The 20,964-nt window shown below is 66.5% G+C and carries 22 protein-coding genes; 16 read left to right on the forward strand and 6 right to left on the reverse strand.

Annotated features, from left to right (window positions below; translation table 11 throughout):
* Positions 1 to 2 precede the first annotated feature (2 nt).
* Together JAN5088_RS08740 and JAN5088_RS08745 are read right to left on the reverse strand one after the other, a co-directional pair.
* The gene (locus tag JAN5088_RS08740) at positions 3 to 806 is read right to left on the reverse strand and encodes an isocitrate lyase/PEP mutase family protein (protein ID WP_055682454.1); all 804 of its coding nucleotides are present in this window, start codon (positions 804 to 806) and stop codon (positions 3 to 5) included.
* Positions 803 to 1,981: a pyridoxal phosphate-dependent aminotransferase gene (locus JAN5088_RS08745; protein ID WP_055682455.1), complete on the reverse strand. Its 1,179-nt coding sequence runs from the start codon at positions 1,979 to 1,981 to the stop codon at positions 803 to 805. Before JAN5088_RS08745 ends, JAN5088_RS08740 begins: the two co-directional genes overlap by 4 nt.
* 145 nt (positions 1,982 to 2,126) lie before the next feature.
* Here JAN5088_RS08745 and cysS point away from each other — a divergent pair, with 145 nt between their 5' ends.
* Genes cysS through JAN5088_RS08760 form a run of 3 tightly spaced genes read left to right on the forward strand, consistent with a single transcriptional unit; the run spans position 2,127 to position 5,886 of the window.
* Positions 2,127 to 3,524 (forward strand): cysteine--tRNA ligase, encoded by a 1,398-nt coding sequence (cysS, locus tag JAN5088_RS08750; RefSeq protein WP_055682456.1) that lies wholly within the window; start codon positions 2,127 to 2,129, stop codon positions 3,522 to 3,524.
* Positions 3,521 to 5,128, forward strand: coding sequence for a citramalate synthase (gene cimA / locus JAN5088_RS08755; protein ID WP_055682457.1), 1,608 nt, complete (start codon positions 3,521 to 3,523; stop codon positions 5,126 to 5,128). Before cysS ends, cimA begins: the two co-directional genes overlap by 4 nt.
* Positions 5,125 to 5,886: a squalene/phytoene synthase family protein gene (locus JAN5088_RS08760; protein WP_055682458.1), complete on the forward strand. Its 762-nt coding sequence runs from the start codon at positions 5,125 to 5,127 to the stop codon at positions 5,884 to 5,886. The genes cimA and JAN5088_RS08760 overlap by 4 nt, the downstream gene beginning before the upstream one ends.
* A 6-nt stretch (positions 5,887 to 5,892) precedes the next feature.
* Here JAN5088_RS08760 and JAN5088_RS08765 read toward each other — a convergent pair whose 3' ends face one another.
* A complete protein-coding gene (locus JAN5088_RS08765; RefSeq protein ID WP_055682459.1) occupies positions 5,893 to 6,393 on the reverse strand; it encodes a flavin reductase family protein in 501 nt (166 codons plus the stop codon).
* Positions 6,394 to 6,495: 102 nt separating this feature from the next.
* On the opposite strand from JAN5088_RS08765, the gene speB reads away from it, so the two are divergent.
* On the forward strand, positions 6,496 to 7,476 hold the full coding sequence (gene speB / locus JAN5088_RS08770) for an agmatinase (protein ID WP_055682460.1): 981 nt from the start codon (positions 6,496 to 6,498) through the stop codon (positions 7,474 to 7,476).
* 20 nt (positions 7,477 to 7,496) lie between these two features.
* Here speB and JAN5088_RS08775 read toward each other — a convergent pair whose 3' ends face one another.
* Positions 7,497 to 8,045: a peroxiredoxin gene (locus JAN5088_RS08775; RefSeq protein ID WP_055682461.1), complete on the reverse strand. Its 549-nt coding sequence runs from the start codon at positions 8,043 to 8,045 to the stop codon at positions 7,497 to 7,499.
* A 229-nt stretch (positions 8,046 to 8,274) separates the two neighbouring features.
* Here JAN5088_RS08775 and lipA point away from each other — a divergent pair, with 229 nt between their 5' ends.
* Complete coding sequence (lipA, locus tag JAN5088_RS08780) at positions 8,275 to 9,231, forward strand: lipoyl synthase (protein WP_055682462.1); 957 nt, start codon at positions 8,275 to 8,277, stop codon at positions 9,229 to 9,231.
* A gap of 19 nt (positions 9,232 to 9,250) precedes the next feature.
* On the opposite strand, the gene JAN5088_RS08785 is transcribed toward lipA, so the two are convergent.
* Entirely contained in the window at positions 9,251 to 9,835 is a 585-nt protein-coding gene (locus JAN5088_RS08785; protein WP_055682463.1) for a nucleotidyltransferase family protein, read from the reverse strand.
* Between the two features lie 138 nt (positions 9,836 to 9,973).
* Here JAN5088_RS08785 and JAN5088_RS08790 point away from each other — a divergent pair, with 138 nt between their 5' ends.
* From JAN5088_RS08790 to JAN5088_RS08825, 9 genes are all read left to right on the forward strand, one after another.
* Entirely contained in the window at positions 9,974 to 11,506 is a 1,533-nt protein-coding gene (locus JAN5088_RS08790) for an acyl-CoA carboxylase subunit beta (RefSeq protein ID WP_055682464.1), read from the forward strand.
* 93 nt (positions 11,507 to 11,599) lie between these two features.
* Positions 11,600 to 11,863, forward strand: a complete 264-nt coding sequence (locus JAN5088_RS08795) for a DUF7218 family protein (protein WP_055682465.1) — start codon at positions 11,600 to 11,602, stop codon at positions 11,861 to 11,863.
* 14 nt (positions 11,864 to 11,877) lie between these two features.
* Positions 11,878 to 12,264, forward strand: coding sequence for a DUF6497 family protein (locus JAN5088_RS08800; protein ID WP_055682466.1), 387 nt, complete (start codon positions 11,878 to 11,880; stop codon positions 12,262 to 12,264).
* A gap of 118 nt (positions 12,265 to 12,382) precedes the next feature.
* Positions 12,383 to 12,517 carry a hypothetical protein gene (locus tag JAN5088_RS19420; protein ID WP_267885374.1) on the forward strand — a complete coding sequence of 45 codons (135 nt, stop codon included), beginning with the start codon at positions 12,383 to 12,385 and terminating at the stop codon, positions 12,515 to 12,517.
* 486 nt (positions 12,518 to 13,003) lie between these two features.
* Positions 13,004 to 13,390 (forward strand): hypothetical protein, encoded by a 387-nt coding sequence (locus JAN5088_RS08805; RefSeq protein WP_055682467.1) that lies wholly within the window; start codon positions 13,004 to 13,006, stop codon positions 13,388 to 13,390.
* A gap of 310 nt (positions 13,391 to 13,700) precedes the next feature.
* Positions 13,701 to 13,910, forward strand: coding sequence for a hypothetical protein (locus JAN5088_RS08810; RefSeq protein ID WP_055682468.1), 210 nt, complete (start codon positions 13,701 to 13,703; stop codon positions 13,908 to 13,910).
* 90 nt (positions 13,911 to 14,000) lie between these two features.
* Positions 14,001 to 14,195: a YMGG-like glycine zipper-containing protein gene (locus tag JAN5088_RS08815; RefSeq protein ID WP_055682469.1), complete on the forward strand. Its 195-nt coding sequence runs from the start codon at positions 14,001 to 14,003 to the stop codon at positions 14,193 to 14,195.
* Between the two features lie 108 nt (positions 14,196 to 14,303).
* On the forward strand, positions 14,304 to 16,313 hold the full coding sequence (locus tag JAN5088_RS08820) for an acetyl-CoA carboxylase biotin carboxylase subunit (protein ID WP_055682470.1): 2,010 nt from the start codon (positions 14,304 to 14,306) through the stop codon (positions 16,311 to 16,313).
* A gap of 1 nt (position 16,314) precedes the next feature.
* The gene (locus JAN5088_RS08825; protein WP_055682471.1) at positions 16,315 to 16,953 is read left to right on the forward strand and encodes a hypothetical protein; all 639 of its coding nucleotides are present in this window, start codon (positions 16,315 to 16,317) and stop codon (positions 16,951 to 16,953) included.
* Between the two features lie 82 nt (positions 16,954 to 17,035).
* Here JAN5088_RS08825 and JAN5088_RS08830 read toward each other — a convergent pair whose 3' ends face one another.
* Positions 17,036 to 17,488, reverse strand: coding sequence for a DUF4174 domain-containing protein (locus JAN5088_RS08830; protein WP_055682472.1), 453 nt, complete (start codon positions 17,486 to 17,488; stop codon positions 17,036 to 17,038).
* Here JAN5088_RS08830 and JAN5088_RS08835 point away from each other — a divergent pair.
* Together JAN5088_RS08835 and scpA are read left to right on the forward strand one after the other, a co-directional pair.
* Positions 17,487 to 18,599, forward strand: a complete 1,113-nt coding sequence (locus JAN5088_RS08835; RefSeq protein ID WP_158448474.1) for a hypothetical protein — start codon at positions 17,487 to 17,489, stop codon at positions 18,597 to 18,599. The genes JAN5088_RS08830 and JAN5088_RS08835 overlap by 2 nt on opposite strands.
* On the forward strand, positions 18,556 to 20,691 hold the full coding sequence (gene scpA, locus JAN5088_RS08840) for a methylmalonyl-CoA mutase (protein WP_055682474.1): 2,136 nt from the start codon (positions 18,556 to 18,558) through the stop codon (positions 20,689 to 20,691). The genes JAN5088_RS08835 and scpA overlap by 44 nt, the downstream gene beginning before the upstream one ends.
* Positions 20,692 to 20,964: the final 273 nt, after the last annotated feature.

The raw sequence follows: 20,964 nt of genomic DNA on the forward strand, positions 1-20,964 counted from the left end.
CCTCAGTCGCTGCCCTGTTTCAGCAGGGCGTCCACCTCGCGGCCGCCGATGCCCCCCAAGCGACCGAAGTCGCCCGCATCGAACATCTCCTGCCCCGCGTCGCGGATCAGCTTTTGCGTCGCCCGTGCCAGCGATGAGCCGAGCGAGACCCGTGCGACGCCAGCCTCGGCGAACTCCGCCAGCCCGTTCCGTGTCCACGGCCCGGCCACCAGCGCGTTGACTGGGGCCGACGTCGCGGCGGTGATCCGTTTCAGGTCGTCCATGGAGCCCGGCATGGGGCAATAAAGGACGTCGACGCCCACCTCCTCGAATGCCCTGAGGCGTCGGATGGCCTCCTCCAGATCATAGGTGCCGTGCATCACCCCGTCGGTGCGGGCGCAGAAGACGAAATCGTGCCGTGCGCGGCGGGCCGCCTTCGCCGCCGCGTCCATTCGCGCGACCGAGGCCTCGAAGGAATAGGGGGTGCCGTCGGGGGCGACGTCCTCGATGCAGCATCCGGCCAGTCCCGCCATGGCGGCCAGCTCGACGGTCGCGGCGCAATCGGCCGGCTCCGGTCCGAAGCCGTCCTCCAGGTCGGCCGACACGGGGACGGACACATGGTCGGCCAGGTCGGCCGCATGGGCGATCTGTTCCTCCCGCCCGATGCGGCCGCCATCGGGCAAGCCGCGCGTGAAGGCGTAACCCGCCGAGGACGTGCCGATGGCCTGCGCCCCGAGCGCGACCAGCATGCGCGCCGATCCCACGTCCCAAGCGTTCGCGAGGATGAACGGATCGCCGGGCCGATGCAGGGCGCGGAAGTCGGTCATGGGATCATCTTTCCGGCAAGGGCCACGATGGTGTCGATCGCGGCGAGAAGCTCATGGTCGGGCCGCGTCAGCGCGACCCGCACGTGCCCCGCCGCGGCGTCGCCGAAGCTCTCGCCCGGCATGACGGCAACGTGATGATGGTCCAGCAGTCGGGTCGCGAAGTCCAGTCCCGGGAGGCCGGTGGCCCGGATGTCGAGCATGACGTACATCGCCCCGCCCGACGGGATGACCCCGACGACCTGCTGCCCCGCCAGTCGGGCGAGACAGGCATCGCGGCGGCGGCGGAAGGGGGCGGCGATGCGCTCCTCGAACGCGCGGCCCAGGGACAGGGCGTGCAGGGCCGCATCCTGCACGAAGCCGGGGATGCCGTAGGTCGTATGCGTGGACAGGTCGGCGATGCGGTCGATGGCCGTCTCCGGTCCGATCAGCCAGCCGACCCGGCTGCCGGTCATCGCGTGCGACTTCGACATCGACCCGACGACCAGCGTCCGGTCCGCCATGTCCGGCAGGGCGCGGGGCGACAGGTGGTCACCCGACCAGACCTGGGTGTCGTAGACCTCATCCGAGATAAGCCACAGGTCGGCATCCCGCGCGACCCGCGCGATGGCATCAAAGGTGGCGCGCGAATAGACGGCGCCGGTCGGATTGTTGGGCGAATTGACCAACATCGCGGACGTCCGGTCCGTCAGCCCGGCCCGTAGGAAGGCTTCGGCGGGCTGGAACCCCCCGGATGCCCGCGTCGGCACCCGGACCGGCGCGGCCGAGGCGGCGCGGATTGTGCCGGGATAGGTCGCATAGAACGGGTCGGGGAACAGGACCTCCGCCCCCGGATCGGTCGCTGCCATGAGCGCCGAGAACAGGGCCGATTGGCCGCCCGGCGTCACCAGCACGTTGCCGCGCGCCGTGCGCACTCCGGTTCGCTCCTCCACGCGCGCGGCGATGGCATCGCGCAAAGCGTCCGTGCCGGGAATGGCGGAGTAGCCCGTATGCCCACCGCGCGCGGCAGCATCCATGGCCGACAGGATCTCGGGGTCGGTGCGCACGTCCGGCTCACCCACCGTCAGGTCGATGACGGGCATGCCCTGCGCGCGGAGGCGGACGGCCCTGCGGTGGATGCTCCATCCGTCGCCCGTGCCTGCGGTCAGGCCGCGGATGCGTTTAGATAGCTTCGTCATGGCGGCAAGGGACACGCGGCCCGGCGGCTTGTCAAACGCCTCTCGCACGTTGTCAGGCACGGGGCGGCGTGCTAGGCCCCGGCTATGGGCATCCGCATCTGCATCATCCGCATTTCGACCGCCCGCTGAGTGATTTCGGCGGGCGATGGGTGCCCGCGATCTTCCTCCGGCCCCATCCCGCCTCAGACAGGAGGAGCCGGTGATCCGTCTTCGCAACTCGCTGACCCGCAAGGTCGAACCGTTCGAGCCGCTCGACCCTTTGGCCATCGGCATCTACCTCTGCGGCCCGACGGTCTATGACCGCGCCCATCTGGGCAATGCGCGCAACGTGATCCTGTTCGACATCCTGTTCCGCCTTCTGCGCCACGATTACGGCGCCGAGGCCGTCACCTACGTCCGCAACTTCACGGACGTGGACGACAAGATCATCGCGCGCGCGGCCGAGACGGGCGAGGAGATCGATGCGATCACCGCTCGCACGATCCGGTGGTATCTGGACGACATGGCGGCGCTGGGCACTTTGACGCCGACGGAGATGCCGCGCGCCACTGACTACATCGGGCAGATGGTCGAGATGATCGAGGGGCTGATCGCCTCCGGCCATGCCTACAAGGCCGATGGTCACGTGCTGTTCTCGGTCGCGTCCTTTGCAGGATATGGCCGACTGTCGGGGCGATCGGTGGACGACATGATCGCAGGCGCGCGGGTCGAGGTCGCGCCCTACAAGCGAGATCCGATGGATTTCGTCTTGTGGAAGCCGTCGTCGGACGAGGAGCCGGGCTGGGACACGTCGTTGGGATACGGGCGCCCCGGATGGCACATCGAATGCTCCGCGATGTCGAAGGCGCTGCTGGGCCCGACGTTCGACATCCACGGTGGCGGCAACGACCTGCTGTTCCCGCACCATGAGAACGAACGCGCACAGTCCTGCTGCGCCGATCCCAATGCCGGGTTCGCGCGATACTGGCTGCACAACGAGATGCTGATGGTCGAGGGGCGCAAGATGTCCAAGTCGCTCGGCAACTTCTTCACGGTGCGCGACCTGCTGGATCGTGGCGTGCCGGGCGAGGTTATCCGCTTCGTGTTCCTGTCCACCCATTATTCGAAACCGATGGACTGGACGGAGGAGAAGGCACGGGAGGCGGAGGCGACGTTGCGGAAGTGGCGGGCGATGGCGCGCGCGGATGGACAGGCCGACGAACGCGTGCTGGACGCGCTGCGCGACGACCTCAACACGCCGGGCGCGATCACGGAGCTGCACCGGATCGCCAAGACGGGCGACGGAGAGACGCTTGCCGCATCCGCTGCGCTTCTAGGGTTGCTGGAGCCGGCGATGGGGGACTGGGCCGAGGTTTCGGACGATGCCCGCATTACGCGCGTTCTGGCCGCCCGCCTGGCCGCCCGCGCTGAAAAGGACTGGGCCCGTGCCGACGCCCTGCGCGACGCGTTGCTTGCGGCGGGCGTGGTCGTGACCGACGGCAAGGGCCGCGGATGGGAAGCCGGTGCGGGGTTCGACCCTTCGCGGCTGGAGGGGGTATTGTGACGGAGGGGGGAAAGACCCGGCTCTATCTCTACGACACGACCCTGCGGGACGGACAGCAGACGCAGGGAGTGCAGTTCTCGGCCAGCGAGAAGCATGAGATTGCGACGATGCTGGACGACCTCGGCATCGACTATGTCGAAGGCGGCTGGCCCGGAGCGAACCCGACCGACAGTGAGTTCTTCGACGCCGCGCCGAAGATGCGCGCCCGGCTGACGGCTTTCGGAATGACCAAGCGCGTTGGCCGGTCCGCCGAGAACGACGACGTATTGGCCGCCGTGCTGAACGCGGGCACCGGCACGGTCTGCCTGGTTGGCAAGACGCACCCGTTCCACGTCCGCACCGCGCTTGGCGTGACGCTCGACGAGAACCTTCAGGCGATCCGCGACTCGGTCGCCCATGTCGTGTCGCAAGGCCGCGAGGCGCTGTTCGATGCGGAGCATTTCTTCGACGGCCATGCCGACGATCCCGACTATGCACTGGCCTGCGCGCGCGCCGCGATGGAAGCGGGCGCGCGGTGGGTGGTGCTCTGCGACACCAATGGCGGCACCATGCCGTACCGCCTTGCCGAGGTGGTCGACGCGGTGATCGACGGCGGCGTGCCTGGCGGACGGTTGGGCATTCACACCCACAACGACACCGAACAGGCGGTTGCCGGAACGCTCGCCGCCGTGGACGCGGGCGTGCGGCAGGTTCAGGGAACGCTGAACGGGCTGGGCGAACGCTGTGGCAATGCGAACCTCACCGCGTTGATCCCAACGCTCCTGCTGAAGGAGCCATACGCCAGCCGCTACGAGACCGGCATTTCCCCCGACGCCCTGCCGCGGCTGATGCGCGTGTCGCGCCGGCTGGACGACATCCTGAACCGCGTGCCCCGGCGCGAGGCGGCCTATGTCGGCGCCTCGGCCTTCGCGCACAAGGCGGGACTACATGCCAGTGCGATCCTGAAGGACCCGACGACCTATGAACACGTCCCGCCCGAGGCCGTGGGCAACCAGCGGATCGTTCCCATGTCGAACCAGGCGGGCCTGTCGAACCTTCGCAAGCGGCTGGGCGACCTGGGCCTGACGGGAACCGAGGACCAGTTGCGCGCCATCCTGACGACGGTGAAGGAGCGGGAGGACGCGGGCTATGCCTACGACATGGCTCCCGCCAGTTTCGAGCTGGTCGCGCGCGAGGTGCTGGGACTCATGCCGGAGTTGTTCGAGGTAAAGCGGTATCGCGTGACGGTCGAGCGTCGCAAGAACAAGCACGACCGGATGGTCACGCTGTCGGAAGCGGTCGTGGTGGTCAAGGTCGACGGCGAAAAACGCCTGTCGGTGTCGGAGTCCATGGATGCGACGGGCGGGGACCGGGGGCCGGTGAACGCGCTGTCCAAGGCGCTGGCCAAGGATCTCGGGCCGTTGCAGGACCGAATCGCTGATATGCGGCTCAAGGACTTCCGCGTCCGCATCATGCAGGGCGGGACCGAGGCCGTGACCCGCGTCGTGATCGACCACGAGGATGACGCGGGGCGGCGTTGGTCCGCGGTCGGCGTCTCGGCCAACATCGTGGACGCCAGTTTCGAGGCGCTGCTCGACGCGGTCCGGTGGAAGCTGCTCCAGTGAGCGTTGACGACGACCTTACGGCCTGCGCGGGTCTGGTGCAGCGCGGTGATCCTGCCCGGTTTCGCGCCGTGATGGCCGCACCGATGCTGCTGCGCCGGATGCTGTTCCCGCTCTACGCCTTCAACCTGGAGGTTGCCCGTGCGCCCTGGGTCACGAAGGAGCCGCTGATCGCGGAGATGCGCCTGCAATGGTGGCGCGACGCTCTCGAGGAGATTGCGGAGGGCACGACCGTCCGCCGGCATGAGGTCGTCACGCCGCTTGCGGCAGCCATCGACGCCACCGCGGCGCGCGATCTCGATGACCTGATCGACGCACGGCGCGCGGACATCGAGGGGCCTCGGTTCGCCGATCGGGATGACCTGATGCGGTATCTCGATCGAACGGCGGGAACGCTGCTCTGGACGGGGGCGCGGATGGCGGGCGCAGCGGACGAAGCCGCGGTGCGCGATGCGGGCGTCGCGCAGGGCATCGTCGCATGGCTTCGCGCCGGGCCCGATCTGGTGGAGAAGGGGCGCCAGCCCCTGCCGCCCGGCGATCCGGCCGAAGTCGTGCGCGACCTGGCTGCCCGTGGCCGGGCGGCGCTGCAACGGTTCAGGGCGTCGCCACCGCCCCGGCAGGCCCGTCCGGTGTTCCTCGTCCTCAGCGATACGGACGCGGAACTTCGCGCCTTGGTCAGCGATCCCGGCGCACCGCCCGCAGTCAACCCTGCCGCCAGTCGTCTTCGGCTTGGCTGGCGCGTGCTGACGGGCAGGGTCTGAGGGCCGTCAGGCCTTTTCGGCCCGCAGATAGGACCGCATGCCATAGATCAGCGGCGTGCCTTCCTCATCCACGCGCACGGCGCGGACGGCGCCGATGATGACGTGATGGGTGCCGACGAGATCGGCGGACTGCACCTCGCAATCGAAACCGGCCAGCGCCCGCAGCACGGGCGCCCCCGTCGCCAGAACGTCCCAAGGGGCGGCGGCGAACTTGTCGCCGCCCGGCGCGTCGATGCGGCTGGCGAAAATGTCGGCCACTTCCTGCTGGCCTGCTTCCAGCACGTTCACGGCGAAGCACCCGTTCCGCAGGATCGGCTCCGCCGCCGATGCGCCCTTGTTGATGCAGACGAGCATCGTCGGGGTCTCGCCATCGGCGGACACGCTGGTCATCGCCGAAACCGTCAGACCTGCACGCCCCGCGGGGCCATCGGTGGTCACGACGCTGACCGTCGCCGCGGCGCGGGACATGGCGTGGACGAAATCCTGGCGGAGCTTGGTATCGGGCATGACCGTCACCTATAGCATGCCGGCCCGGAGTCGAGCGGTATCGGGGGCTTTCGCTTTCCGCCGGGGCGTGGTCAGACTTCGGCGACAGGACGGAGACCCGGCATGGCCCTTCAGGACGCGCGCGATCAGGTGGACAATGCGTTCCGGCGGGACGATCCGCGCGGGCTGAGCTTCGAGAACGCCTTTGGCGGCGCGACCTCGGCCTTTCGCCGCAAATACACCCGCGACCTGAGCGGCTTCGATCTGGCCATCACCGGCGTGCCCTTCGATCAGGCGGTGACGCACCGCCCGGGCGCGCGCTTCGGCCCCCGCGCCATCCGGGAGGCGAGCGCTTTGCAACCTTTCGATCCGCCCTATGGCTGGGGCTATTCCCCGCTGGAGGAGCTGGCCGTGGCAGACTACGGCGACTGCGGGTTCGACTATGCGCGCGTCGCGGATTTTCCGGGTGCGTTGCGTGACCACATCCGCGGGATCCTGGAACAGGGCGCGGGCTGCATCGCCATGGGCGGCGACCACTACGTCAGCTTTCCGGTCCTGCAGGCCCATGCCGAGAAACATGGCCCTCTCAGCCTGATCCACTTCGACGCGCACAGCGACACCTGGCCCGACGACGACATGGACCGGATCGACCACGGCACGATGTTCTACAAGGCGGTGAAGACCGGCGTGATCGACCCGGAAACCAGCGTCCAGATCGGCATCCGCACGGTGAACCCCGATACCATGGGTGTCACGACCATTGACGCGCGCGCCGTGCATGAGGCCGTGCCGGGCGAGGTGGCACAGCGGATCAAGGACGTCGTCGGTGACAGGAAGTGCTATCTGACGTTCGACATCGACTGCCTGGATCCCGCCTTCGCCCCGGGAACCGGCACGCCGGTCTGGGGTGGGCTGTCGAGCGGGCAGGCGGCGGCGATCCTGCGCGACCTGGCCGGGATCGACCTTGTCGGCGGCGACGTGGTGGAAGTGTCGCCGCAATACGACACGACCGGGGCCACAGCGATCGCGGGCGCGCATGTCGTCATGGAACTGATGTGTCTTTGGGGATGGACGCGGCGCAAGGGGCCCGGACCGCGGGCATAGGTGCCCACGGCCCGGCCGTGTCAGGCGGCCTTTTCAGCGCTTTCTGCACGAAGCCAGTCCAGGATGGCTTCGGGTTTGGTCTCGCCGTAGGGATCGTCGGCGCAGTTGTCGCAGCGGCCCGGCTCCTCGAACCAGGCTTCGATCACGCCGTCGTTGACCACGGCCGCATAGCGCCACGACCGGGGTCCGAAGCCCAGGTTGTCCTTGGCGACCAGCATGCCCATCATCCGCGTGAACTCGCCCGATCCGTCGGGGATGACGTCGACAGCCGAGAGGCCCTGTGCCTTGGCCCACTGGTTCATAACAAAGGCGTCGTTCACCGACAGGCAATAGATCGCGTCGATGCCCTCGGCGCGGAATTCGTCGGCCAGACGCTCGAACGTGGGGAGCTGGAAGGTCGAGCAGGTGGGCGTGAAGGCGCCCGGCAGGGAGAACAGGACAACACGCTTGCCACCGAAGTAGTCGGCGGTCGTCCGGTCCTCCCAGCGGAACGGATTGTCCCCGCCGATCTGCGCGTCGCGGACGCGGGTGTGGAACGTGATCTGGGGAAGGGGAATGCCGGTTCGCATGTCGTCTCCTGTAGTCTGGTCGCGCAGCCGCATTGTCCGGCTCGCATCGTTCAACCCTTCAGATAGTGTTTTCGCCGCACTGCGGCATTGCAGATTCCGAAGACCCGTCATGCGTCGAGGGAAACCGTTGGTCTGGCACGGCAATCCATCGGGGGTGCGTCAGAGCCGCTCTCGACATGGCACCCGGTGCAGCATATCAGGTGAATGACCGGAGAAGGAGGCCACCCGGATGCCCCGCGATCTGAAGATCCCCGCCGAGCGGCACCCCGAAAAGGCGCGCCGGCCCGACAATCCGCAGCCTAAGAAGCCCGCGTGGATCCGCGTGAAAGCACCGGCGGGCGAGGGTTACAAGGCGACCGCCAGCATCATGCGGGAGCATAGGCTCGTCACAGTCTGCGAGGAGGCCGGCTGCCCCAACGTCGGCGAATGCTGGTCGCAGGGCCACGCCACCATGATGATCATGGGCGAGGTCTGCACCCGCGCCTGCACCTTCTGCAACATCGCCACCGGCAAGCCGCCCGAGGCGCTCGACGTGTTCGAGCCGGGGCGCGTGGCCGATGCGGTGCAGAAGCTGGGACTGAAGCACGTCGTCATCACCAGCGTGGACCGCGACGACGTGGAGGACGGCGGGGCGGAGCATTTCGCCCAGACCATCCGCGCCATCCGCAAGCGGGCCCCGGATACCACCATCGAAATCCTGACGCCCGACTTCATCCGCTGCGCCCCCGAGGCGCTGGAGGTCGTGGTCGCCGCGCGGCCGGACGTGTTCAACCACAACCTGGAAACCGTCCCCGGCCTCTATCCCGAAGTCCGCCCCGGCGCGCGCTACTTCCACTCGCTGCGGTTGTTGCAGCGGGTGAAGGAGCTTGATCCGTCGATGTTCACCAAGTCGGGCATCATGGTCGGCCTGGGCGAGGACCGGCAGGCCGTGATGCAGGTCATGGAGGACATGCGCGCCGCTGACATCGATTTCCTGACCATCGGCCAGTACCTGCAACCGACGCCCAAGCATCACGCCGTCGACCGCTTCGTGACCCCCGAGGAATTTGCCGGCTACGAGAAGGCCGCCTATGGCAAGGGGTTTCTGATGGTGTCCGCTACGCCGCTCACCCGGTCCAGCTATCACGCGGGCGACGATTTCGCGCGTCTGCGCGCGGCGCGGTTGCAGCGGTTGGGCCAGGCCTGACCCAGACGCGCACCGTCCGTCAGGTCTGACGTGCGACGCGCCATCTGGCCCAGTCTTCAGGCGTGTCGAGGTCGGTCAGGGCGCGGCGTCCGGGCAGCGCGACGTGCTGGGGCGGATGACGTTCCAGAACTGATCGTGCCCCGGTATCGCCCGTCAGGGCGGACAACCTGGGGAACAGCGAGCGGTGGAAGATGACAGGCTGGCCCTGCGACCCATCCTCCGCCGTGGCCTGCATCGTCGCAGCATCCGATCGCTGCCAGGCCTCGACCATCCTTGCCATTTCCTCAGTCCCTATCTCTGGCATGTCGGCGAGATGGATCATCAAGGCATCGGCGCCGCAAACCGCGACCCCTGAACGGATCGAGGCGGACATCGCGCGATCCGCGACGTCGACGAGAAGGGCGGGGGTGTCGCCAAGCCACGCCCGTCGCGACCTGTCGTTTGCCGGCAGGGTCACGATGACCTCGGCCGCCGCGGCGCAGGCGGCCCGGACCGCGCGGAGGATCAGGGGTGTGCCGTCGATCTCCTGCAGAAGCTTGTCATCGCCGCGCATCCGCCGGGAGGCGCCAGCGGCAAGGATCAGGATGGCGGGCGGCGGGCGCATGCCGAACCCTAGTCCCGCGGTGATCCGCGGGCAACGGCCGCGGGCCGGTGGCCGCGGGCAGAGAACAAATCCCGACAAGACCCTTCCCGCGCCGCGCCGCAGCGTCTAATCCAGAGGGAACGGACGGGAGGAGCGGCCATGAAGGACATTCTCGGACAGCTGGAGATCCGGCGCGAACAGGCGCGGCAGGGCGGTGGCGAACGCCGCATCGCGGCCCAGCACCAGAAGGGCAAGCTGACGGCACGGGAGCGGATCGAGCTTCTGCTGGACGAGGACAGCTTTGAGGAGTTCGACATGTTCGTGGCCCACCGCGCCACCGACTTCGGCATGGCGGACGACCGCCCGGCGGGCGACGGCGTGGTAACGGGATGGGGCACGGTGAACGGACGCCTCGTCTATGTCTTCAGTCAGGATTTCACCGTCTTCGGCGGCAGCCTGTCGGAAACCCATGCCCAGAAGATCTGCAAGATCCAGGATATGGCGCTCCAGAACGGCGCGCCGGTGATCGGCCTGAACGATTCCGGCGGTGCGCGCATCCAGGAAGGTGTCGCCTCGCTCGCGGGCTATGCCGAGGTGTTCCAACGCAACATCGACGCGTCCGGTGTCATTCCCCAGATTAGCGTCATCATGGGGCCCTGCGCAGGCGGCGCGGTCTATTCGCCGGCGATGACCGACTTCATCTTCATGGTGCGCGACTCGAGCTACATGTTCGTGACCGGGCCTGACGTAGTGAAGACCGTCACGAACGAGGTCGTCACCGCCGAGGAGCTGGGCGGCGCGGCGACGCATACGAAGAAATCCGGCGTGGCGGACCTCGCCTTCGAGAACGACGTCGTGGCCTTGGCCGAGACACGCCGCCTGATCGACTTTCTGCCGCTGTCGAACCGCGAGAAGCCCCCGGTCCGGCCGTTCTTCGACGATCCGGGTCGAGTGGACGACAGCCTCGACACGCTGATCCCGGACAATCCCAACAGCCCTTACGACATGGCCGAGCTGATCACGAAGCTCGCCGACGAGGGCGATTTCTTCGAGTTGCAGCCCGACTTCGCCCGCAACATCCTGACCGGCTTCATCCGGATCGAGGGACGAACCGTGGGCGTCGTTGCCAATCAGCCGATGGTGCTCGCCGGATGTCTCGACATCGACTCCTCGCGCAAGGCGGCGCGGTTCGTTCGGTTCTGCGACGCCTTCGAGATTCCGCTGCTGACGCTGGTGGATGTTCCCGGCTTCCTGCCCGGCACGGCCCAAGAGTTCGGCGGCGTGATCGTGCATGGCGCCAAGCTGCTCTTCGCCTATGGCGAGGCCACGGTGCCGAAGGTCACGCTCATCACGCGCAAGGCCTATGGCGGCGCCTATGACGTGATGGCGTCCAAGCACCTTAAAGGCGATTTCAACTATGCCTGGCCCACGGCCGAGATTGCCGTGATGGGCGCGAAGGGCGCGGTCGAGATCCTGTATCGGTCCGAGCTGGGCGAGCCGGAGAAGATCGCGGCGCGCACCAAGGACTATGAAGATCGCTTCGCAAACCCTTTCGTGGCCGCGGAGAAGGGTTTCATTGACGAGGTGATCCAACCCCGAATGACGCGCAAGCGGATCGCCCGCGCCTTTGCCTCGCTGCGCAGCAAGCGGCAGGAACGGCCCTGGCGTAAGCACAACACGATTCCGCTGTGAACGCTGGCGGTGCAAGACCCGGGCCGGGACGGACGAATGCCATAACAGGAACCTGCGCGTCGCTGTTATTGTTCATCCCGAAAGGAGGACGCCATGGCCAAGGAAAGCAGCAACAGCATCAAGGACGCGGATACCTACGAAGCCTTGCGCGATCAGGGCGCATCGAAGGAAAAGGCGGCCCGGATCGCCAATGCGCAGGCGAACCCGGACATGCATCCTTCGAAGAAAGGTGGAAAAGCCCCACCCTACGAGGAGTGGACGAAGGACGATCTCTACGACCAGGCACAGGAACTCGATATCGAGGGTCGGTCCGACATGACCAAGGACCAGCTGATCGACGCGCTTCGCAACCACTGACATGGTTCCGGCGGATGGCAGGCGGCGCGCTTCTGTCCCTCACCTTCGCGTTTTCCGCCGTGGCGCAGGGTGCCATCCCCTCCGGGCAGGCGATAATCCTGTGGGAAATCGTCTGGGAACGCGTCGAAGGCGGCACCACGCAGGCGGTCCTAAGGTTCATCGCACCGGGCATCGCGCGGGACACCGGTTCCATTGATGCGGCCGCAGCCATGGCGGACATCGACTGGCTCTGTGCGACGCATGCCGTGCCGCTGGCCCTGTTACCGGCTGCACGTGCGGAGACCTATGTCGTGACGATCATGGATCGTGCTGTCGCGCGCGGTGAGGCTGATGCCGAAGCGACACAGTATTTTGGAATTTACGCCATTACTGACGGCAAATGTTCGCCCGAGGATTTCTGATGGAAGAAATTCTGCGATCATTGGGCTTGCAGGAACCATCGGCGCGCCCCAAGGGTTTCGGGGGAGGGGACGTGCACCGACTCTGCCGACTACCCCCGCAATTCGACAGGAGAAATAAATGCAGAACATCATCAAAGTCGTCGCCATCCTCGGCGTCACTGCAGCTCTCGGCGCTTGCGCCGGCAAGACCCAGAACGACCAGGACGTCGTTTACGTGCCGGTTCAGCCCGAGCCCGTCTCGACCAAGTACTGACCATTGCGACGCCGGCCGGGCATTCCTCGGCCGCGACGATCTCGATGTTCCACGGCCGGACCCTTGCGCTTGCGCGGATCCGGCCGTTTTTGATTCCGCAGTGATGGGCGACGATATGCCGGGAGATTTGCGGATTGTCGCCAATGGCGAGGTAGTGGCACAAGGGCGGCGGCAAACCGGCAGAATTCGGCGGCGCATGTATCGAAATTCGTTCCCTCATTGTCCGTGTTCGACGGCTCACGATGGAGGGCCGTGCTCTGCGAACGGTGTCGGACACGTGACGTCTATATCTTTTTCATGGCCGCCATCGTTTTTGCCGCGTTATCCGCGCCGACGGGCCGTTTTGCGAGTGACACGAGACCCAAGGCAATCATCTTCGTCAGGTCAAAGCCTGCCTTGGACTAGGTTCTCACGGTTTGATCCCCTTATGGCGCATAGAGACCGCCGCGCCTTGGCATCGCGGTCGGCTGCTCCGGGGGACAGGACATGATGAAGCATCGCGGCTTTCCGGGCCGGCTTCCCGGGACGGATTTCCAGTTTACTGTCCGCCGCGCCAACCCGCGGGGCGTCACGCCGATCATTCGGCGCGAACGGTTCAAGGACCGGCGGCCGCCCGACAGAGCCGCTGACCGTGGCTTCCTGCAGGCTCTGATCGAGCATTTCGGAGAGGAGCCGTTCGAGCGTGGCAACCTCGACGCCGGGCGGTTGTCCTGGCTGTTCGGGCGCGAAGTCCTGCCTATGGATGATCCCTTTGACCCCCGAAGCTACGATGCGCGATTGCGCGTTGACCTTGCGCAGGCCGAAGCGTCGTTCCCCGAACTTTTTTCCGACGGCGAAAACGTGGATGCTTGGGAAGACGAGGACGACTTTTGAGCGTGATACCGCCGAAGACCCTAGCCGATGCGCGGTCTGGCGCCGATCGTCGGTGGCCGGCCGTTTCAGGCTATTCCGGTCGTCCGTCCCGTCGCAGGCTCCGGTTGCGCCGGGTCTTTCCGTTCTTTTTTCGGGACGACCGGACCGGGCGCGAGTGGAACCGTACCCCTTCCCCTCCCGGGCGGTGGAGCAGCCTTCGGGTCGACCTGCCGCCCGGATCTCATGCAAGGTCCGCCCTTCGGGCCCCGTCCCGTTCGACGGGGGGCGAAATTACCCAAAAGACAATAATAAAACGAGCAGGAGCAATCATATGTCCCGTATCCTTCCCAGGCTGGCCGGCCTCGGGGCCGTCGCGCTGGCGCTGTCCGCCTGCGTCGGTACCGATGTCGAGCGTGCAGCCGGCGGCGCCGTTCTCGGCGGCCTCGGCGCAGCGGCACTTGACGGCAACGTGGCCGGCGGTGTCATCGTCGGCGCTGCGGCCGGTGCGCTGGCCGACGACGTCTCGAACTGGGCGCGCTGACAGCGTCTGCCCGTTCCCGACACGCCGCCACACAGGAACCACCGCACAACCGGCGGCGTTGACAACAATTGAGAAAAACGGAGAAATCTCATGTCCCGCACAATCCTCATTCCCGCGCTCGCGGTCGTCGCCCTTCTGTCGGCCTGCAATACCGGCAGCGATTTCGAGCGTGCCGCCGTCGGCGGTGTCGTCGGCTGTGCCGTCGGCGAGATCATCGATGACGGCAAGTGCGTCACCGGTGCCGCAATCGGCGCCGCTGGCGGCGCGCTGTCCAACGACTTCTGAGGGTCGCGCCCGCATCAGGGCGCGCCTCGGACATTCGGGCTGTCCGGTCGGTCGACCGGGCGGCCCTTTTTCATGCGTATCTGGCGTCAGACCGGAGAGGGAAGGGCCATGTTCAAGAAGATCCTGATCGCCAACCGGGGCGAGATCGCCTGCCGCGTCATCAAGACCGCACGCCGCATGGGCATCGCGACCGTCGCCGTCTATTCCGACGCCGATCGCAGCGCTTTGCACGTTCAGATGGCGGATGAGGCTGTGCATATCGGTCCGTCGCCCGCGAACCAGTCCTACATCGTCATCGACCGCATCCTGGATGCTGTCCGGCAGACCGGCGCGGAGGCCGTCCACCCCGGCTATGGCTTCTTGTCCGAGAACCCGAAGTTCGCCGAGGCCCTGAAGGCCGAGGGCGTGGCCTTCATCGGCCCGCCGGTCCGCGCAATCGAGGCGATGGGCGACAAGATCACGTCGAAGAAGATCGCGGCCGAAGCGGGTGTCTCGACCGTGCCGGGCCACATGGGCCTGATCGAGGATGCGGATGAGGCGATCCGGATTTCGGGACAGATCGGCTATCCCGTCATGCTCAAGGCGAGCGCAGGCGGTGGCGGCAAGGGCATGCGGATCGCATGGGACGAGTCGGAGGTGCGCGAGGGCTTTCAGGCGTCGAAGAACGAGGCAGCGGCCAGTTTCGGCGACGACCGTATGTTCATCGAGAAATTCGTGACGCAGCCCCGTCACATCGAGATCCAGATTCTCTGCGACCAGCATGGCAACGGGGTCTATCTGGGCGAGCGCGAGTGTTCCATCCAGCGTCGTAACCAGAAGGTGATCGAGGAGGCTCCGTCGCCGTTCCTCGACCCCGAGACGCGGCGAGCCATGGGCGAGCAGTCCCTGGCCCTTGCGCATGCCGTGGGCTACGCCAGCGCAGGCACGGTCGAGTTCATCGTCGACGGCGATCGCAATTTCTATTTCCTGGAAATGAACACCCGGCTTCAGGTCGAGCATCCCGTGACCGAGCTCATCACCGGAGTCGATCTGGTGGAACAGATGATCCGCGTCGCCGATGGCCAGAAGCTGCCGATCACGCAGGAGGATGTCCGGCTGAACGGCTGGGCCATCGAAAGCCGCCTATATGCGGAAGACCCCTATCGCGGTTTCCTGCCCTCCATCGGGCGCCTGACCCGGTATCGCCCGCCGGAGGAGGTGGCAGGCGAGACGCTGTCGGTGCGAAACGACACCGGCGTCTTCGAGGGCGGCGAGATCAGCATGTTCTACGACCCGATGATCGCCAAATTGTGTACATGGGGACCGGACCGGGCCAGCGCGATCCAGGGGATGCGCGACGCGCTCGATGGGTTCGAGGTGGAGGGGATCGGGCATAACCTGCCGTTCCTCAGCGCCGTCATGGACCATCCGAAATTCGTCGCTGGCGATATCACTACCGCGTTCATCGCCGAGGAATATCCCGACGGCTTCCACGGCGTTGACCTGCCGACCGATCACCTGAAGCGGATCGCGGCAGCCTGCGCCGCCATGCACCGTGTGGCCGAGATCAGGCGCACGCGGGTATCGGGCCGGATGGACAACCACGAACGCAAGGTCGGCGCCGATTGGGTCGTGACTTTCGGCGGCGCGGGCGGCGACACCCGGTTCGAGGTCACGATCGAGGCCGATCGCCATGGCGCCGACGTGACCATCGGGGATGAGGTGCTGCGCGTCGAATCCGACTGGACGCCGGGCAAGAAGCTGGCCCGCGTCTCGGTTGGCGGCGAGGTGGTGGTGATGAAGGTCGGCAAGATCTCGGGCGGGTTCCGTATCCGGACGCGCGGCGCCGATCTGATCGTCCACGTCCGTACCCCGCGGCAGGCGGAACTTGCCGCGCTGATGCCCGAGAAGACCCCGCCCGACACGTCGAAGCTGCTGCTGTGCCCGATGCCGGGCCTCGTTGTCCGCATCGACGTGGCCGAAGGCGACGAGGTTCATGAAGGGCAGGCCCTTGCGGTCGTCGAAGCGATGAAGATGGAGAACATCCTTCGTGCCGAGAAGAAGGGAAAGGTCTCGAAGGTCAACGCCGGAGCCGGCGACAGCCTGGCCGTGGACGACGTGATCCTGGAATTCGAGTGAGATGGACGCCGGCACGTTCCTCGGCATCGACGCCCGCATCTGGCAGGCCCTGATCGCGGGCAGCGTCGTGGCGGCGGGCTGGCTCTGGAACGGCTGGCGCGATCGCCGCGATGCCCGGCGCCTGCGGGCGGAGCGTCTGCGCGACTATCACAAGGCGCTGTTCGCCGAAATTCGGAACGCGCTGTCGGCCTATTGGGACGAAGGGGAGGCAACGGAAGACAGCGACAGGGTTCTGAGGCGGATGGAGGCCGAACCGGATTACGTCCCCTTCATCCCCCGCGAACGCCACGACCGCGTGTTCGCGGCTCTGGTGCAGGACATCGAGGTTCTTCCGCGCCAGACCATCGACGTGGTCGTCGCCTTCTATTCACAGGTAGATGCGATCGCTGCGCTGGCCGACGACATGAGGGGCGAGGGGTACGCGGAATCGGGACCGATCCGCCGGATCGCGATCTACAGCGACTGGATCGAGATGCGCGCACGGGCCTTTGCACTCGGGCAGAACGTGCTGCGCCTGATTGATACCTATTCCGCGCACGGACCACGGGCGGCGGACCGTCTGCTGTCCGATCTCGGCTATGTCCGGGTCAATACCCCGGACGCGGACCCGAGCGACCCGGAAGACCGGGAAACGGGGTGAGCGGGATGTCTTCGTCACGTTCCATGATCTGCCTTTCCATTGGCGTCACACTCAATATGGGGGTGCCGCGCGTCACAAGCAACTACCGCCGTTCCTGCATCTCACGCTGGCGGACGGGCATCTTGTCGATGGTGCGCGAAAGCTCCCGCACCGTCCAGGGCAGAGGCTTGCGCAGGTTGATCTCTCCGTCCTTGCCGATCAGCGCCAGCATGAAGCCGCGGGGGCGCAGCCGCTGGCGCACCTCGGTCCGCGCATCGGGGTCGGTATCGGCAATGAGGATCACGTCACGTTCGACCAATCGATCGACCTCGGACAGCAGCTTTTCCATCTGTTCGACGAAGGACGGATCGCGCGGAGAGTTGGCGAAGACGATGACGGGACGGGCAAGCCATTGCAACTCGCGCAGATCGACCTCCGACGCCTCGAAAACCTGCGTGGGGTCGGCCGCCCAGCGTTCGGGAACCGGCAGCACGTCGGCGGCTTGGGCTGCGAAAGCCCCGGTCATCGCGAAAAGCAGCAATATGATGTGGCGCATGTCCGTGGTCCGTCCTCTTTTCCCAGATATAGGGGTCGCGGACCCGAGGACGAAGGGTGTTCGCGCCGCATCGCGTCATTTCGTGGCGAATACGGCCCTTAACACCACGGCAGGACATGGGCGGGCAGGATGTGGTGCATCTGCCATCTCCCGAGGTTCTGATCCCATGCCGCAGCAGTCCCCGCGCCCGCCTGTCACCCTGCATCTGGGCGCCCACCGGACGGGAACGACCAGCCTGCAACGGTTGCTCGACCGGAACGTCGCACACCTGGATCGGCGTGGTGTGGCGATCTGGGGGCCGCGGCGAACTCGCACCGGTCTGCTGGCGGGCGTGATGGGCGACCCCGCTCGCTTTTCTGGCGGCGACGATCCGCACCTGCATCGCGCTGCGGGGCGCATCGCGATATCGCGTGCGGATCTGTCGGCCTCGGGCATCGGGCGGTTGGTGATCTCGGACGAGAACCTGCTGGGTGGCCTGCGCGAAAACCTGTTGCTCGCCCAACCGTATCCGACAGCCGGCGCGCGTTTGCGGCGGCTTGACCGCGCAGTGCCCGGCATCGATCGCGTCGTTCTGGCGATCCGCGCACCCGATGCGTGGTGGGCCAGCGTTTTCGCCTTTCTGATCACCCGCGGATTTGCTCCGCCGGACCGGATGACTGTCGATGCCATCGTTGCCGCCCACTACGGCTGGCGGCAGGTCATACTCGACGTGGCCGACGCGATGTCGCGGGCCCGCCTGACCGTCTGGACTTTCGAAGACATGGCCGTCGACCCCGCGCGCGCCTTCGCCGACCTGACGGGCCACAAGCCGTGCGGCAAGTCGGTCCCCCATCTCAATGCGTCCCCGCCGCTGGCCGTTCTGCAATCCCGCCTTCGTGACGACGGATGCCTGATGACATTGCCGCAGATGGCGGGGCACTATTCACCCTTCACGACCCGCGACCGCGCTGCCCTGCGCGCGCGGTACCAAGACGATCTGGCCTGGCTGCGCGACGGCGCCGATGGCCGTATCACCCTCGGGCCCGAGGCACCGCCGCAAGGTCCGTTCCGCGACAGGAGACGACGAGATGGCCAAGGACGACGACCGCAGCAGATGGACCCGACTGGCTGAAGCAGAGCTTCGTGGCCGCTCGCCCGACGCCCTGGTCTGGCGAACGCTCGAAGGGATCGACGTGCAGCCGGTCTATACGGCCGAAGACCTGGACGGTGTTGATCACCTCGGCAGCCTGCCGGGCGAGGCGCCCTACACGCGCGGCGTGAAGGCGACGATGTATGCCGGCCGACCCTGGACGATCCGGCAGTACGCAGGGTTCTCGACCGCGGAGGAATCCAATGCCTTCTATCGCCGCGCATTGGCGGCAGGCCAGCAAGGGGTGTCTGTGGCCTTCGACCTGGCCACCCACCGCGGATACGACAGCGACCATCCCCGGGTGCCGGGCGATGTGGGCAAGGCCGGGGTCGCCATCGATTCGGTGGAGGACATGAAGATCCTGTTCGACGGCATCCCGCTCGAAAAGGTCAGCGTGTCCATGACGATGAACGGCGCCGTCATTCCGATCCTCGCAAATTTCATCGTTGCGGGCGAGGAGCAGGGCGTGGCCCGCGCCGACCTGTCCGGCACCATCCAGAACGACATCCTCAAGGAGTTCATGGTCCGCAACACCTATGTCTATCCGCCCGAACCCTCGATGCGGATCATCGCGGACATCATCGAATATACGGCCGACGAGATGCCGAAGTTCAACTCGATCTCGATCAGCGGCTATCATATGCAGGAGGCCGGCGCCGACCTGGTCCAGGAACTGGCCTTCACCCTGGCAGACGGACGCGAATACGTCCGCACGGCCATTGCACGCGGCATGGACGTGGACCGTTTCGCCGGGCGCCTCTCGTTCTTCTTCGCCATCGGGATGAACTTTTTCATGGAGGCGGCCAAGCTGCGTGCCGCACGCCTGCTGTGGCACCGCATCATGGCCGAGTTCGAGCCGAAGAACCCCAAGTCATCCATGCTTCGGACCCATTGCCAAACCAGCGGCGTCAGCCTTCAGGAACAGGACCCCTACAACAATGTCGTCCGTACCGCCTATGAGGCGATGGCCGCCGTGCTGGGCGGCACGCAGTCGCTGCATACCAACTCCTTCGACGAGGCCATCGCGCTGCCGACCGAGAATTCGTCCCGTATTGCTCGCAACACCCAGCTCATCCTGCAGGAGGAAACGGGGATCACCAACGTCGTCGATCCGCTGGCGGGGTCGTATTATGTCGAGAAGCTGACGCACGATCTGGCCGAAGCCGCCTGGAAGCTGATCGAGGAGGTCGAGGAGATGGGCGGGATGACAAAGGCCGTTGCCTCCGGCATGCCCAAGCTGCGGATCGAGGAATCGGCCGCGACCCGACAGGCCAAGATCGACCGGGGCGAAGACGTGATCGTCGGAGTCAACAAGTACCGGCGTGAGACCGAGGATGAGATCGACATCCTGAACATCGACAACGACAAGGTGCGCGAAGGGCAGGTGGCCCGGCTGGCGCGCATCCGCGCGACCCGCGATCAAGCAGACTGCGACGCGGCGCTGGCTGAACTGACGCGGCGCGCGGAGCAAGGTGGCAACCTTCTGGAGGCCGCGGTCGAGGCCGCGCGCCACCGCGCCTCCGTGGGGGAAATCAGCATGGCGATGGAAAAGGTCTTCGGTCGCCATCGGGCCGAGGTGAAGACACTCGCCGGTGTCTACGGCGCGGCCTATGAGGGCGACGAGGGCTTCGCCGCCATCCAGAAGGACGTCGAGGATTTCGCGGTCGAGGAGGGGCGCCGGCCCCGGATGCTCGTCGTCAAGATGGGCCAGGACGGCCACGACCGCGGTGCCAAGGTCATCGCCACCGCCTTCGCCGACATCGGGTTCGACGTCGACGTGGGCCCCTTGTTCCAGACCCCGGAGGAAGCCGCGCAGGATGCCGTCGACAACGATGTCCATGTCGTCGGCATCAGCAGCCAAGCCGCCGGCCACCGCACCCTGGCTCCCCGCCTGATTCAGGCGCTGCGCGACGCCGACGCGGGCGAAATCATCGTGATCTGCGGCGGCGTGATCCCGCAACAGGATTATGAGTTCCTCCGGCAAGCCGGCGTTGCCGCGATTTTCGGCCCTGGCACGAACATTCCGAAGGCTGCGACGGACATTCTCTCGCTGATCAAACAGTCGCGGACCTGAGCGCAGCGTCGATCGGCCGAAGTCGACGGGAGGGCGGACACCTGGCCGGTGCTGAAATGTCGCGCCATTATCCTCCTGTCGGCGGCCACGCTGGTGGCGTTCCGTGCGGAGCGGCGAGCGACGCCACCGCTGCCCGCCGACGGCCAGCCTTCCGTTTTCATAGGATGATCCTGTTGGTCGTCCTGCCCCCTGGCTGCCCCGGTGTTTCCGTGTTGACCGGCGTAAATTTTCCCTTGCGACCCCAAGCCGCCTCCATTATCTCCCGCCGCACGT

Source organism: Jannaschia rubra, assembly GCF_001403735.1.
GTDB lineage: Bacteria > Pseudomonadota > Alphaproteobacteria > Rhodobacterales > Rhodobacteraceae > Jannaschia > Jannaschia rubra.

Bases quoted from the DNA above. Each gene is read 5' to 3' on its own strand.
- JAN5088_RS08785 (WP_055682463.1), bottom strand. From the start codon at position 9,835: ATGCGCCCGCCGCCCGCCATCCTGATCCTTGCCGCTGGCGCCTCCCGG.
- JAN5088_RS08830 (WP_055682472.1), bottom strand. From the start codon at position 17,488: ATGCGCCACATCATATTGCTGCTTTTCGCGATGACCGGGGCTTTCGCA.
- JAN5088_RS08805 (WP_055682467.1), top strand. From the start codon at position 13,004: ATGATGAAGCATCGCGGCTTTCCGGGCCGGCTTCCCGGGACGGATTTC.
- speB (WP_055682460.1), top strand. From the start codon at position 6,496: ATGGCCCTTCAGGACGCGCGCGATCAGGTGGACAATGCGTTCCGGCGG.
- JAN5088_RS08765 (WP_055682459.1), bottom strand. From the start codon at position 6,393: ATGCCCGATACCAAGCTCCGCCAGGATTTCGTCCACGCCATGTCCCGC.
- JAN5088_RS08775 (WP_055682461.1), bottom strand. From the start codon at position 8,045: ATGCGAACCGGCATTCCCCTTCCCCAGATCACGTTCCACACCCGCGTC.
- JAN5088_RS08740 (WP_055682454.1), bottom strand. From the start codon at position 806: ATGACCGACTTCCGCGCCCTGCATCGGCCCGGCGATCCGTTCATCCTC.
- JAN5088_RS08820 (WP_055682470.1), top strand. From the start codon at position 14,304: ATGTTCAAGAAGATCCTGATCGCCAACCGGGGCGAGATCGCCTGCCGC.
- JAN5088_RS08810 (WP_055682468.1), top strand. From the start codon at position 13,701: ATGTCCCGTATCCTTCCCAGGCTGGCCGGCCTCGGGGCCGTCGCGCTG.
- JAN5088_RS08745 (WP_055682455.1), bottom strand. From the start codon at position 1,981: ATGACGAAGCTATCTAAACGCATCCGCGGCCTGACCGCAGGCACGGGC.
- JAN5088_RS08800 (WP_055682466.1), top strand. From the start codon at position 11,878: ATGGCAGGCGGCGCGCTTCTGTCCCTCACCTTCGCGTTTTCCGCCGTG.
- JAN5088_RS08835 (WP_158448474.1), top strand. From the start codon at position 17,487: ATGTCCGTGGTCCGTCCTCTTTTCCCAGATATAGGGGTCGCGGACCCG.
- JAN5088_RS08790 (WP_055682464.1), top strand. From the start codon at position 9,974: ATGAAGGACATTCTCGGACAGCTGGAGATCCGGCGCGAACAGGCGCGG.
- cysS (WP_055682456.1), top strand. From the start codon at position 2,127: ATGGGTGCCCGCGATCTTCCTCCGGCCCCATCCCGCCTCAGACAGGAG.
- JAN5088_RS08795 (WP_055682465.1), top strand. From the start codon at position 11,600: ATGGCCAAGGAAAGCAGCAACAGCATCAAGGACGCGGATACCTACGAA.
- scpA (WP_055682474.1), top strand. From the start codon at position 18,556: ATGGCCAAGGACGACGACCGCAGCAGATGGACCCGACTGGCTGAAGCA.
- lipA (WP_055682462.1), top strand. From the start codon at position 8,275: ATGCCCCGCGATCTGAAGATCCCCGCCGAGCGGCACCCCGAAAAGGCG.
- JAN5088_RS08825 (WP_055682471.1), top strand. From the start codon at position 16,315: ATGGACGCCGGCACGTTCCTCGGCATCGACGCCCGCATCTGGCAGGCC.
- JAN5088_RS19420 (WP_267885374.1), top strand. From the start codon at position 12,383: ATGCAGAACATCATCAAAGTCGTCGCCATCCTCGGCGTCACTGCAGCT.
- JAN5088_RS08815 (WP_055682469.1), top strand. From the start codon at position 14,001: ATGTCCCGCACAATCCTCATTCCCGCGCTCGCGGTCGTCGCCCTTCTG.